The sequence below is a fragment of the Pedobacter sp. genome (genome assembly GCF_045627485.1).
Lineage (GTDB): Bacteria > Bacteroidota > Bacteroidia > Sphingobacteriales > Sphingobacteriaceae > Pedobacter.
Genome location: NZ_JAZQNU010000135.1, coordinates 69,484 through 82,499, shown reverse-complemented (window position 1 = coordinate 82,499; position 13,016 = coordinate 69,484). Strand labels below are relative to the sequence as shown.

Below are 13,016 nucleotides of genomic sequence, written 5' to 3'. Positions count from 1 at the left end.
TCCAATTTGGCGGTCAGCTGTTTTATGAGATCAAAGAAGGGAAAATTGTGGGCATGCTGAACGATGTTTCCTACCAAAGCAATACACAGGAATTCTGGAACTCAGTTGCCGCAGTTTGCGATGAAAGTGATTACCGTTTGGGAGGTGCCTTTAACGATGGTAAAGGTCAGCCAGCACAAAGTAGTGCCGTTTCTCATGGAAGTTCAACGACACGTTTTAATGGAGTTAATGTTATTAATACAGCAAGAAAGATATAATTATGGCCATATTAAGTAAAGAAGAAGCCCAGGCAATATTAAAAAAAGTACTAAGCTTTTCTAAAGCAGATTCCTGCGAATTAAGTTTAAGCGGATCAGATGGTGGTAACATACGTTATGCAAGAAATGCCGTATCAACTGCCGGACAAATCAGCGTGATGAGTTTATCTGTAAGTTCAACTTATGGTAAAAAAACAGGAATGGCCAGCATTAATGAATTTGATGATGCGTCATTGCAGAAAGTAGTTAAAAGATCTGAGGAACTGGCAATGCTGGCACCGGAGAACCCGGAGTTTATGCCATTATTGGGCCCTCAGACTTTCAAAGAGTCGCCTACTTTTAATGCAAAAACGGCAGCAATCACACCAGATACCAGGGCGGATATGGTAGCAAAAAGCTTACAAGTGTCAAAGGCAGCAAAACTTGAAGCTGCGGGCTTTTTAGAAAACTCTACCATGTTCAGGTCGGTGATGAACTCTAAAGGCTTATTTGCCTATAATAAAAGCACGGACGTTTCCTTTTCTGTAACCGTAAGAAACCAGGAAGGTACCGGTTCAGGTTATATAGAGCAAGGTTTTAACGATTTGGATAAAATGGATACACTTACCTTAAGTAAAATTGCAGCGTCAAAAGCTGTAGGTTCTGCCGGTGCTAAAGCCATTGAACCAGGTAAATATACCGTTATTCTGGAGCCTTTGGCTGCCAGTGATATGTTAGGAAATATGTTTAGGGGTTTTGATGCCCGAAGTGCAGATGAAGGCAGAAGTTTTATGAGTAAACCTGGGGGTGGTACCCGAATTGGCGAACAGTTGTTTTCTGATAACGTGAGCATATATTCTGATCCTATGCATCCGGAAGTGCCTTCGGCTACCTGGAGTGGTGATGGAGTTGCGGTAAATAAAACGCAATGGGTGGAAAAAGGGGTAGTTAAAAACCTAAGCTATTCCAGGTACTGGGCAGCGCAAAAAGGCGTGGCTCCAATTCCTTTTAACAGAAGTATTGTGATGGAAGGTGGCACACAGTCGCTGGAGGACCTGATCAAAAGTACGGAGAAAGGGATACTTGTTACCCGTTTCTGGTATATACGCTCTGTTGATCCACAAACTTTATTACTTACCGGCCTTACCCGCGATGGTACTTTCTACATTGAGAACGGCGAAATCAAGTTTCCTGTTAAAAACTTCAGGTTTAATGAGAGTCCGGTCATTATGTTAAATAATGTGGAGGCTTTAGGTAAACCGGTAAGGACAGGCAGTGGTATGATTCCACCGATGAAAATCAGGGACTTCACCTTTACTTCCCTTTCAGACGCAGTTTAAAAAATTATGAGCGATGGCAGAGGCCATCGCTTCTTTTATGACTTAACGATACCACGAAATTGAGAAGAAGAGATTTTTTATATATGACCGGGATTGGTCTTGGGGCCTCCATGGTACAGGGTATTCCACTTTTTGGGAAGGATATTTCTGTAGAAGCGGCATTAACGCCCGTTGATATTGCATTAAAAAAGAAAATGGCTGATGTGGCTTTGAATGCCGCAAAATCAAAAGGTGCCAGCTATGCCGATATTAGGATTGGAAGGTATTTAAACCAGGTTGTGGCTACACGCGAGAAGCAGGTAGAAAATATCGCTAACCGGGAGTCGTATGGCATGGGTGTTCGCGTGATTGCCAATGGCAGCTGGGGCTTTGCAGCTACCGACAACCTCGACAATGACAGCATTGCCAGGGCTGCTGAAATGGCGGTAGCCATTGCTAAAGGGAATTCTAAATTATTAACAGAGCCAGTACAGCTGGCCCCACAACAGGGTTTCGGTGAAGTAAGTTGGAAAACCCCAATAGAAATTAATGCCTTTGAAGTACCGATTAAGGATAAAATCGACCTGTTGCTGAAAGTAAACAGTGAAGCCATGTTGGCTGGTGCCAAATATGTGAATTCAAACATCTTTATGGTGAATGAGCAGAAGTATTTTGCTTCCACAGAGGGTTCCTATATTGATCAGGATGTACATCGCATCTGGCCAACCTTTACGGTAACCAAAATTGATCCTGCAGGTGGAAAGTTTGAAACCCGTAATGCATTTAGTGCACCGATGGGGTTGGGTTATGAATACCTGATACCAAAAGAAAGCGAAAAAATTAAGGGCGGACCTGTAACGATGTACAAAAAGCGTTACGATATGCTGGAAGATGTAAAGGAAGCCGCAGTTCATATTACCGAAAAGCTTAAGGCGAAACCTTTGCAGCCAGGGAAATATGACCTCGTGCTGGATCCATCGCATCTATTTTTAACTATTCATGAATCTGTTGGGCATCCTACAGAATTGGATCGTGTATTGGGTTATGAAGCAAACTATGCAGGCACAAGTTTTCTAACACTTGATAAATGGGAAAGCAAGAAGTTTAATTTTGGCAGTAAACTGGTTAACGTAGTTGCTGATAAAACCGAACCGGGTTCTCTTGGTGCGGTAGGCTACGATGATGAAGGGGTGAAATGCGGCACCTGGGACATTATCAAAGACGGGATTCTGGTCAACTATCAAACCATCAGAGATCAGGCGCATATTCTCGGGTTGGAAGCCTCACAAGCTTGCTGTTATGCCGACAGTTGGGATAGCATTCCCTTCCAGCGAATGCCAAATGTATCCTTAGCGCCGGACGAAGGCTCACTTACGGCTGCAGAGTTGGTAAAAGATGTTGAGAAAGGAATTTATATGTTTGGACGTAATTCTTACTCGATCGATCAGCAGCGATATAACTTCCAGTTCAGTGCACAACTGGCCTATGAAATTAAAGAAGGTAAGATTGTTGGACTTCTTAAAGATGCTGCTTACCAAAGTAATACTCAGGAATTCTGGAACTCCTGTACCCAGTTATGTGGGAAGAGCGACTACCGTTTGGGTGGAACATTTGCCGATGGCAAGGGCCAGCCAAGCCAGGTTAGTGCGGTTTCACATGGTTCACCAACTACAAGGTTTGATGGTGTCAATGTTATTAACACAGGCCGAAAAATATAATGATTGCTTAAAAGGTTGTCTATCCTGTTATTCTTTTGAGGTCAAGCGGGTTTAGCGGCTTTTTAAGCAATTTTATCACATGCCTGTTGGCTTGTGCCCGGATAATGTCGCCATAATCCAGGGTAGAGGATAACATCACCACAGCACATTTATCGATGACTACTGGTGGTAGTTTCGTGAATTTATTTAAAAATTCAAATCCATCCATCTCAGGCATTTGAATATCAAGAAGAATTAAGTCTGGAAGTTCTTTGGGCAGGTCCTTATTTTTTTTTAAAATTCCTAAGGCTTCTGCACCAGATAAGCAGGTAATAATTTCCAGTCCCGGGTAATGAAGTGATAATATTTTGCTGTGGATTTTTAAATCAATCGCACTATCATCGATCAGCATTACCTGACGAAGTTTGTTAGTCGAATTGAGCATTTGGGATTTTGATTTTAAAAGTGGTACCCTCTGTAGCATTAGATTTGACGGCTATCTTTCCATTTATTTTATCTAAGGCCTCTTTAACAATAAATAAACCTAAGCCACTGCCATGATGATTTTTCGCCTTAAAAAATTGAGCGAAAATTTTTTCCAAGTGTTCCTCTAAAATCCCAATCCCATTATCGTTTACACTGATTTCAGCCATCTCCGGTGTTACCGATACATGGATGTCTACCTTTTTATTAGGTTCATTAACTTTCTGGTAGTTGATGGCGTTAGAAATCAGGTTGCCAAGAATCACTTCAATGCGGTAAGCATCTCCGACAAATACATGGTCCTGTTCAATGGAAACCGTAAATTTCGTTTCTTTATCCGCATAACTGTTTAACTGAATCAGGTCTTCTACCAGCTGGTTAAAATCGATCTCCGACTGATCCGATTCAATTTTATTATTTTTATAATATTGTAAGGTTTTTTGAATGTAATAGTCAAGTTTATTGGAACAGGTGTCGACCAGGCCCCAATATTCGCCGCTTGAATAATACAAATCCTCCATTTTAACCAGGTTAACAATGCCCATAACCGATACCAGAGGCGCGCGCAATTCATGCGATATGCTATAGATAAATCGGTTTAGTTCATCATTAGTTTTTTCAAGCTCTGCAACTTTATCACGTAAATCGGTCTTCGCTTTGTAAGCGTCATAAGCGTTTTTTATAGTATTGTGCAGTTCAAGCTCATTCCAGGGTTTTGTGAGGTAGCGGTATATATGCCCATTATTGATAGCATCTGCAAGCGCTTCAATGTCGGTATATCCGGTTAATAATATTCTGATCGGATCCGGGTAGGTTGTGATGATGCTTTTGAAAAACTCCACACCTGTTATTCCGGGCATCCGTTGATCGGCAATGATAACATGCACCGTGACGTTCTGAAGTATTTTTAATCCTTCAGCTGCGGATATTGCAGTATATATTTCGTACTGCCTCCTAAAGCTCGCTTTAAACGCATGTAAATTGTTTTCTTCGTCATCTATGTAAAGAATTTTTACCGAAGGTGCATTCATAACCGACTTATTTTTTAGTTACAGGCAATGTAATAATAAATTCTGTACCTTGATTGATATTTGTTATAACATCAATATTGCCCTGGTGGCTTTCTATAATTCTGAAAACAATTGACAATCCTAAACCTGTTCCTTCACCTACATCTTTGGTTGTAAAAAATGGTTCAAATATTTTTTGCTTAATTTCTTCCGTCATACCCATACCAGAGTCTTTAATGCTCACAAATACATGATCGTCTTTCTGCCAGGTGCTCACTTTAAGGAATTCTTTCTCTTGTTGCACATCTTTTGCTTTGATGGCTTGTATAGCATTGGTAATCAGGTTCATAAACACCTGGTTTATCTTGCCGGGTAAACACTCTACCAGCGAGAGTTCACCATATTCTTTAATCACCTCCAGGTTTGAGGGGAAAGTACTTCGTATAAGGACCAGGGTGGAATTTAAACCCTCATTAAGGTCCACAGGCTTAGTATCACTTTCATCCAGGCGACTAAAGTTTTTTAAACTCCTTATAATTTCTGCTGTTCGCTGCGCACCTTCACCAATTCCACTCAACAGCGATTTAATTTCATCCCTTACAAAGCTAATGTCAATACGTCTTTTAAAGGCTTCTATGGCACTTAGCTGCTGTTCTAAATCACCATTACGGTCAATCTTTTCATACATCGTAATTACTTCGTTAAGCTCATCGATATCTAAAGCGAGCGGCTTGATATTAGAGGTCACAAAGTTTATCGGATTATTGATTTCATGGGCAATACCCGCAGTAAGCTGACCAAGTCCAGCCATTTTTTCTGCATCAACCAATTGTGACTGTGCTTCTTTTAAATCTACAATGGCGGTGTTAAGCGTATTGTTTGCTTTCTCCAGGTCTTCTGTACGCTCTTTTACTTTCTGTTCTAACAGCACATTTTGTTCTCTTACCAGTTTTTCATTTTCTGTAAGAATGCGTAGCGCATCTGCCTGTGAGTGTTCTTTTTCCTTTTTTAAGATATTAATCCGGTCTGCCAGTGCAAAGGATAACAATACAGCTTCCAGGCCCGAACCAATCAGGATCGCGTTATTAATTAAGAATGTAGGAGGTAGTACACCTACATCTTTCAATATAAAGATAATGACCCCTGCTAAAAAGCAAGACCAGGAAACGGTAAAAAATAAAGCTGGTCTGTAGTTTTTCCGATATACCAATACACCGGTTGTAATCACGGCGATGGCCGCAGTTAACGTTAAGACTTGCAGGAAAATTTGCGCCTGCCTTGGAAACCCAACAAAACTGACCAGTAAGGCTTGAACATAACAGATGATCAGGATATTTAAAAATCGATTAAGTTGTTTAAAATATCCTTTAACATGTAAAAATTCTTTGGTAAACAGAATTGATGCCACACCTACGAACACAATGGAACACACCGTACCCTGGTTGTTAAGCCATAAATTGTCTTTCCAAAAAAACACCATCGAATAGCCCTTAAGGGAAATCTGAGTGAATCCGACACAGGCGATATAGATGACGTAAAAAAGGTAACTCCTGTCGCGAACGGTAAAATAGATGAAGATGTTATACACAAACATCGTCATTATTAATCCGATGTATAAGCTGAAGACCACATCTTCTAACCACACTGATTTTATTGTCGATTGCAGGTTTCCAATGTATACCGGAAGGGTAACGGGGTTAACAGACTCGATGCTCAGGTAAGAAGTTAAGGTATCCTTATTGCCCGGCGACAGTTCGAAAATCACATTCTGATGTGGGAAATCGCGCTTTGAAATCGCTACTGCCTGCCCCGAAACTTTCTCTATCATCTGGTTACCAGCGCTAGGCGTGTAAAGAGTAATCTTATCGAAAGTCGGGTTTTTTACTTCCAGATAGGCGTCTTCTGATCGATCGGGATGATAAGTCTGAAGTTTTACCCAAACCCTGGAGGAGGTAAGTCCTACATTGGCAACCTTCTGTTTATTTGGGGTGAATTTATTTGCTGCTATAACCTCATGTAAAGTAAGCTTTCGGCCAGGATCTTCGAAAACACCAACCTGGTTGCTGATGTTGACCTGCTTGTCCTCATGGAAGTTAAGTTTACTTTGTGATGTGTCTGCTTTGGCCCAACTGAATGAAGTGAGGCAAAGGGAAAGAAGTAATATATATTTAATTAATCTCACTGGCTTACCATCTTAGGGATCTGGAGTTCATAAGTAATCACAATATCGCCTTTTGGACTTTTCTCATGCCTTACCTGAACAGGGTTGTTGATCAGGTCAAAAACCAGTTCTTTCACATCCGGGTCTGCCTTCTCCAGGGTGCGCAGGTTATCAATAATCACCGCTGTAGCAATAAGGTCAAGTTTTGGGTAATAAAACTGCCCGTTGTTACCAAGTTCTATGTTGATGTCAAAGCCGGTTTTTTTACCACCTCTGACCGTTGCCGGTGCGCACAATGCAAAAAGGCTGGTCAGGTTAAGTGAATGAGCAAGTGCTACAGCCGCTCTGATGAGGAAAATACTGCCGACGCCAAATCCTGCAATTTCTTTAGAATTCCATAAACCGCATAATTCACCGGTGAGGGGTTTTCTGTATTCCAGCTGCCTGTATATGTTCACGTCGAGTTTGCCTATAGCCGTTTCAATTGGAAGCGCTAAATCTTCATCGGCTATCTGAATCCGTGCACCGCCAAGCGCTCTGCCATCTTCCAAAGACTCCACTAAAATAACATAGGTGTTATTATGATTTACCCATTCGTGTTTAGCCGAAGTAATCATGGTGATGCCGAAAATCTCAAGTACTTTTCTGTGACCTTCAATAAACTTGAGGCAGGAAGCCTCATCATCGGTTGCTTTAAATGCCCTGAATCGTACCATTAGTTGTTTTTAGACTTAAATATTTGTGAAAGCGGTTTTCTTTGTGAAAGTGCTGTCGGATTTTCTGCGTAGAATAACCTGAACAGAAATACGGACACTTCGTTAGAACGTACCTGATTAAATTGTTGGTAAAAAATATCATTTAACTGGCCGAACTTTTCTCTTAAAAAAGGATCATTGTTCAGTGCAGTCCCGTGTTTCAGCACGTTGAAATGTAGGATGCTGGCTGTCATGGGGTGAAGCGAAATATTGTTTTTATTAGCCGTTAGCCATAAGCGTTCCGCTGCCCTGCCACCATCAATAAAATTTTTAGCGTTATAAGCGGGCATGGTGATTAAACCAATAGCAGAAGCACCCAATCCCGACTTCCTGGAAAGTCGCTCCAGGCCTGCACCACCTTTCCATTCTTTTAGTAACTGCATTACCTTAGGATCTTTAGCTATGCGCATGCCCACTGCTTCACCTGGGGTTAATTCGAAAGATTCCAGATCTAAACCATCGCCGGTGGTCTCACTATGTTCTTTGTTCCAACGAAGTTCCAAGTTAAACAACTCATGGTGACCGGTAGGGGTAAATAGACGCAATTTGTCTGCCTCTCCCATAATTGATGCGATGTTTTTTATGGCCTGCTCATCGGTAACCAGGTGTAATTTTGCACCTTCAATCTTTGAAGTTTCCTCATGTAGTGCCTGGATATCTGCATCACTAATCGGATTATTTATTTTAGGAATATTTCTGCTGGTATGTCGTATCGCAGTGTAAGGCGCTAAGGGGTCTTTTGAGGTTTCTTCTCGTGTTATAAATTGCAGGACAGCAATTAAAGTGGGAATTGAAGGATCAGGAAAAGTTTGCTCATCAACATTTAAATTGAGGCTTTCTGCTTTCAGGCGGATGCTCTCCAACGTTAAACCGAAGCCAAGATAGGCCACACAGTTATCCTGGTTTGCAAAAGAGAAGGAACGTTCTGTATCATGAAACAGGAATAGTTTACCTTGCTCGTAGAACCACTTCCAGGGTTGGTTATTTCCCGCCGAACTACCCCTTTGTGCAATGGCGATAATTTCGTCGAGTTCATCTTGTTTTAAAACAATGGCTTCGGGATTTGTACGGTAAGTAGCCCGAACAACGCTGGCTTCGATGGCTTCAAAGCTGATACCTTTTTCGATCACCGGGGGCGTAACCTCGGTTTCGTGATCAGGGTTACAGATGATTTCTTCCATATCCACAAAAAACCGTCCTGAAACATGTAGCTGGTTAAGCAATATCCTGCGTGATAAATCAGCTGTGATACCACCACCATAGGTTACAGCACTAGCCAGTTGCGGCCAGGAAGTAATGGTTTGCTGAATTTCCAGCATGGAAGCTTTCATGCGGGTCGATAAGGTTTCTACACCGGCAATCGGTAAAATATAAGGGACCTTATCCTCATTTGTTTTGAGGTGTTTTACTTTTGAAAGATCAAGGTGTTCAATTTTGCCATGTAATATTGGGCGTTGCGGCTCCAGGTCAAACCGTTCAATGTCTATGGTGCCACGATCGCTGGCTTCCATCAATACCGGTATCTGGTATCTTTTAGCTTTTGTGCGGCAAAGTATTTTGATATCTATGCCATCACACTCGTCTATCAAAAGATCCAGTTTTCCGTTACCGGTTAAAAAATCATCTATATTATCTTCAGTAATGCCATCATGAAAACAGGTGACTTTAAGAAAAGGGTCTATTTCTGCGATTTCACGGGCAACAATAATTGTTTTTTTGAGGCTAACATTATGTACCCCCGAACGGATGCGATTCAAATTTGTTAAATCCAGTACATCAAAATCAGCAATACGAAGCTCACCACAACCCCGCTCAATAGCAAGGGTTAGGGAAACCGATTGGCCAACAGACAGACCTATTACCCCAATTTTTTTCTCGGAAAGGTTGTCTTGCTCTGCCTGCGTAATTTTATGTTTATTTCTGTTGGTGCGCACTGCAATAAACTCCTGTTCATCTAACATGTGAACGATAGCATCTATCCATGGGTAATAAACCCAAACGCCATAGTCTGTACGCTCTACACCATTTAAATGAGCGTCTATTGCATCCTCTAATTCAGCGGCTTCAAATATTTTCTTCGGATTTAGTGACTTAAGTAAATCTTGTAATTGATTGTCAATTGAATCAAACACCTTGATATGGCGTTTTTCTCCTAATATTTTCAGAAACGCAGTGGCATCGTCTGGGTTTGTTATGCGGTAAAATACTGGTGTATAACTGTTGCTAATAGTTTCTGTTTCTCTTGTAACCTGCTTAATAAACTTATTTAAATCGCTGTTTAAATACATCTGTTCTGTGGAATCTAGGGTGTGTTCACTAGGTAATTCTGCTAAAATTCCATAAAATTAGAATTTTTTAAGAGATAAAGAATGAGAAAATAATTTATTTTCTTTAACAAACATATTCTGTGTCCTTATAAATTGATTTTCAGTAACTTTTGCTAATAAATAACTTTGATTGTGGTGTTAAATTAGGTAAAGGCATAGTTTTTTAACCCTCAGGGTATATTAAATACAGTAAAAGCAATATCTTTATAAAAATTTCCCTTTTTGCCCATGAGCCCAGACGCACAAATTAACGTACTGTATGTAGATGATGAAGTTCATAATTTGAACTCTTTTAAAGCTGGATTTAGGCGAATGTTTACTGTTTTTACAGCAGAATCTGCCGCAGAAGGTTTAAAAGTGATCGAAACTGAAGAAATTCATGTTATTATCACCGACCAACGAATGCCTGTGATGACGGGGATTGAGTTCCTGGAGTCTATTATACCCATGTACCCTGACCCGATTAGAATATTACTGACTGGATATGCAGACATCAATGCGGTAATCGATGCCATTAACAAGGGGCAAGTATACCGTTATATCCAGAAACCATGGATGGATGAAGATTTAAGAATTAATATTGAAAAAGCATTTGAGATCTATATGCTAAGAAAAGAAAACCGGGAGCTGACTGAAAAGTTGCTTGTAGCAAATGAGCAACTGGAATTCTTGTTGAGGCAAAACCTATTATCGTAGAAACGATTCATGAAAAAGGCGATTAACAAATGTTAATCGCCTTTTTCATGTAGTGGCCTTGTAGTTTAAGGATTATAATTCCTTTCTTAACCTGGCTACAGGAATATTCATTTGTTCACGGTATTTTGCAACGGTTCTACGTGCAATGTTATACCCTTTTTCTTTTAAAATCTCGGTCAATTTCTCGTCTGCCAGTGGTTTTCTCTTGTCTTCGTGGCCTATACAATCTTCCAGAATTTTTTTCACTTCTTTATTTGAAACTTCTTCACCATTTTCGGTTTGAATCGCTTCAGAGAAGAAAGACTTCAATAGGAAAGTGCCAAATTCGGTCTGTACGTATTTAGAGTTTGCTACCCTCGACACTGTGGAGATATCCATGTCAATCTTGTCGGCAATGTCTTTTAAAATCATGGGGCGCATTTTACGCTCATCACCAGTAAGCAGGTATTCATACTGGTACTGCATAATGGCATTCATGGTTTTAAGCAAAGTTTGTTGCCTTTGTTTAATGGCATCGATAAACCACTTGGCTGAATCCAGCTTTTGCTTCACAAACTGTACGGCTTCTTTTAACTTTTTATCTTTCATTGCAGCCTTGTCATAATGCTCAAACATGTCAATATAGGAGCGGCTAACCCTTAGTTCAGGTGCATTTTTTGAGTTTAAGGTTAATATCAATACACCATCATTATTAGAAATATGAAAGTCAGGTATAACCTGAAGCTGTTTAGTGGTCACCTGGTTAGAGTCGCCAGGTTTCGGGTTTAACCTTAAAATTTCATTTATGATATCCTTTAATTCAGCACTGGTCAGGTTAAGTGCTTTCTCTAACTTGTCGTAATGCTTGCGGGTAAACTCATCGAGGTAGTTTTCTACAACCATAATCGCTTTAGTAATGAGCGGAGTCTGTTCCTTGCGTTTCAATTGTAGGGTCAGACATTCCTGTAAATCCCTTGCAGCTATTCCCGGAGGGTCGAAACTCTGAATAATCCTGAGCATATCCAATACTTCTTCTTCGTCTACAATAACGTTTTGTGAAAAAGCAAGGTCGTCAATCATCGATGTAATTGGGCGGCGCAGGTAACCATCATCATCTAAACTTCCGATGATTTGTTTTCCAATAATAAAGTCCTGATCAGACAAAGGTACCAGGTCCAGTTGTTCCTGCAAACTCTCAAAAAAGGTACTCTCTATAGCAATAGGGGTTTCCTTTTTATCATCATCATCATCTCCGTTGTTATAAGAAGTGCTGTAATCATTTTGATTGTCGTCTTGTAAATAATCATCCACATTAAACTCATCGGTATTCTCTTCTTTGGAAGAAGAATCAAAATCATCTGCCGTATCGTTTAAATCATCATATTCATTTTTAGGCTCCTCAGCTATCATTAAACTAGGATCTTCCAGCGCTGGATTATCTTCAAGTTCTTCCTTTATCCGGGTATCTAATGCCACGGTAGGAACCTGCAGCAATTTGATAAACTGAATTTGCTGAGGGGATAATTTCTGAAGTAATTTTTGTTGTAAATGTTGTTTTAGCATGTTAGAAAGGCATTAAACCTGTTTCAAAATTAAGCATTTGGTTTAGATAAAAGCTAATGGCCCATAAAGTATTATGTTAATATACTGATTTTTATTTCATAATAAAAGGCCAATAACTCCCAGATAATTTATAAATTTAGTTATATATTAACAGTAATAACAGAAGTTATGAGTTTCGTTAAAGAGTTTAAAGAGTTTGCTGTCAAAGGGAATGTAATTGATTTGGCAGTGGGTGTGATTATTGGAGGCGCTTTTGGTAAAATAGTGAATTCCATGGTAAATGATTTAATCATGCCTCCAATAAGTTTGTTTATTGGTGATAAGGGCTTTACCAATTATTTTTTACCCTTAAGTCAGAAAGTGCGAACGTTCATGGAGAATAATCCCTCCGCATCACTTGATGATGCCAGGAAGATAGGGCCAGTATTTGCATGGGGAAATTTTGCGACCGAAGTAATTAATTTCATCATTCTTGCATTCATCATATTTTTAATGGTTAAAGGCATTAACAAATTGAAAAGAAAACAAGAAGCTGAGCCAGAAGCACCGATTATGAATAAAGAAGAAATATTACTTACTGAAATCAGAGATTTGCTAAAAGCAAAAATATAGAAAGCACATTATATTAGGATAAGGTTTATTTGGAAAAGGTCGTTACATGTTTGATGTAATGGCCTTTATTGTTTTAAAGCTTAAGCTAATAATTAAGCTGGTTGTTTTCGTGAAAGGAAAACGTAAAATGATAGTTCTTGTCGAAGAAAGGATACGATTTGTGGTGATTTAAACTTGT

Annotated in this window: 10 protein-coding genes and 1 pseudogene; 5 read left to right on the top strand and 6 right to left on the bottom strand. The window is 39.9% G+C overall.

All coding sequences use genetic code 11. The annotated features are described in order from the left end of the window. From ACR2F3_RS10520 to ACR2F3_RS10510, 3 genes and pseudogenes are all read left to right on the top strand, one after another. Positions 1 to 257, top strand: a pseudogene (locus tag ACR2F3_RS10520) (TldD/PmbA family protein); the annotation flags it as partial. A gap of 2 nt (positions 258 to 259) precedes the next feature. After that, positions 260 to 1,576: a TldD/PmbA family protein gene (locus ACR2F3_RS10515; RefSeq protein ID WP_432709933.1), complete on the top strand. Its 1,317-nt coding sequence runs from the start codon at positions 260 to 262 to the stop codon at positions 1,574 to 1,576. A gap of 59 nt (positions 1,577 to 1,635) precedes the next feature. Next, positions 1,636 to 3,273: a TldD/PmbA family protein gene (locus tag ACR2F3_RS10510; RefSeq protein WP_432709932.1), complete on the top strand. Its 1,638-nt coding sequence runs from the start codon at positions 1,636 to 1,638 to the stop codon at positions 3,271 to 3,273. Between the two features lie 19 nt (positions 3,274 to 3,292). Here the strand turns inward: ACR2F3_RS10510 and ACR2F3_RS10505 are convergent, their stop codons facing one another. Genes ACR2F3_RS10505 through ACR2F3_RS10485 form a run of 5 tightly spaced genes read right to left on the bottom strand, consistent with a single transcriptional unit; the run spans position 3,293 to position 9,949 of the window. Continuing rightward, positions 3,293 to 3,697 (bottom strand): response regulator, encoded by a 405-nt coding sequence (locus ACR2F3_RS10505; protein ID WP_432709931.1) that lies wholly within the window; start codon positions 3,695 to 3,697, stop codon positions 3,293 to 3,295. Next, the gene (locus ACR2F3_RS10500; protein ID WP_432709930.1) at positions 3,681 to 4,766 is read right to left on the bottom strand and encodes an ATP-binding protein; all 1,086 of its coding nucleotides are present in this window, start codon (positions 4,764 to 4,766) and stop codon (positions 3,681 to 3,683) included. The genes ACR2F3_RS10505 and ACR2F3_RS10500 overlap by 17 nt, the downstream gene beginning before the upstream one ends. 7 nt (positions 4,767 to 4,773) lie before the next feature. Next, a complete protein-coding gene (locus tag ACR2F3_RS10495) occupies positions 4,774 to 6,927 on the bottom strand; it encodes a sensor histidine kinase (protein WP_432709929.1) in 2,154 nt (717 codons plus the stop codon). Then, on the bottom strand, positions 6,924 to 7,622 hold the full coding sequence (locus tag ACR2F3_RS10490; RefSeq protein ID WP_432709928.1) for a hypothetical protein: 699 nt from the start codon (positions 7,620 to 7,622) through the stop codon (positions 6,924 to 6,926). Before ACR2F3_RS10490 ends, ACR2F3_RS10495 begins: the two co-directional genes overlap by 4 nt. Next, a complete protein-coding gene (locus tag ACR2F3_RS10485) occupies positions 7,622 to 9,949 on the bottom strand; it encodes an Rv1355c family protein (protein WP_432709927.1) in 2,328 nt (775 codons plus the stop codon). The genes ACR2F3_RS10490 and ACR2F3_RS10485 overlap by 1 nt, the downstream gene beginning before the upstream one ends. Positions 9,950 to 10,216: 267 nt before the next feature. On the opposite strand from ACR2F3_RS10485, the gene ACR2F3_RS10480 reads away from it, so the two are divergent. Then, positions 10,217 to 10,684, top strand: coding sequence for a response regulator (locus ACR2F3_RS10480; protein WP_432709926.1), 468 nt, complete (start codon positions 10,217 to 10,219; stop codon positions 10,682 to 10,684). A 72-nt stretch (positions 10,685 to 10,756) separates the two neighbouring features. On the opposite strand, the gene rpoN is transcribed toward ACR2F3_RS10480, so the two are convergent. Continuing rightward, positions 10,757 to 12,226, bottom strand: a complete 1,470-nt coding sequence (gene rpoN, locus ACR2F3_RS10475; RefSeq protein WP_432709925.1) for an RNA polymerase factor sigma-54 — start codon at positions 12,224 to 12,226, stop codon at positions 10,757 to 10,759. Positions 12,227 to 12,394: 168 nt separating this feature from the next. Here rpoN and mscL point away from each other — a divergent pair, with 168 nt between their 5' ends. Continuing rightward, on the top strand, positions 12,395 to 12,838 hold the full coding sequence (mscL, locus tag ACR2F3_RS10470) for a large conductance mechanosensitive channel protein MscL (RefSeq protein ID WP_432709924.1): 444 nt from the start codon (positions 12,395 to 12,397) through the stop codon (positions 12,836 to 12,838). The last annotated feature ends 178 nt before the right edge of the window (positions 12,839 to 13,016 follow it).

What these genes read in the sequence shown, in the direction of transcription:
- ACR2F3_RS10515 (WP_432709933.1), top strand. Translation starts at nt 260, where the DNA reads ATGGCCATATTAAGTAAAGAAGAAGCCCAGGCAATATTAAAAAAAGTA.
- ACR2F3_RS10505 (WP_432709931.1), bottom strand. Translation starts at nt 3,697, where the DNA reads ATGCTCAATTCGACTAACAAACTTCGTCAGGTAATGCTGATCGATGAT.
- ACR2F3_RS10500 (WP_432709930.1), bottom strand. Translation starts at nt 4,766, where the DNA reads ATGAATGCACCTTCGGTAAAAATTCTTTACATAGATGACGAAGAAAAC.
- ACR2F3_RS10490 (WP_432709928.1), bottom strand. Translation starts at nt 7,622, where the DNA reads ATGGTACGATTCAGGGCATTTAAAGCAACCGATGATGAGGCTTCCTGC.
- ACR2F3_RS10485 (WP_432709927.1), bottom strand. Translation starts at nt 9,949, where the DNA reads ATGTATTTAAACAGCGATTTAAATAAGTTTATTAAGCAGGTTACAAGA.
- ACR2F3_RS10480 (WP_432709926.1), top strand. Translation starts at nt 10,217, where the DNA reads ATGAGCCCAGACGCACAAATTAACGTACTGTATGTAGATGATGAAGTT.
- rpoN (WP_432709925.1), bottom strand. Translation starts at nt 12,226, where the DNA reads ATGCTAAAACAACATTTACAACAAAAATTACTTCAGAAATTATCCCCT.
- mscL (WP_432709924.1), top strand. Translation starts at nt 12,395, where the DNA reads ATGAGTTTCGTTAAAGAGTTTAAAGAGTTTGCTGTCAAAGGGAATGTA.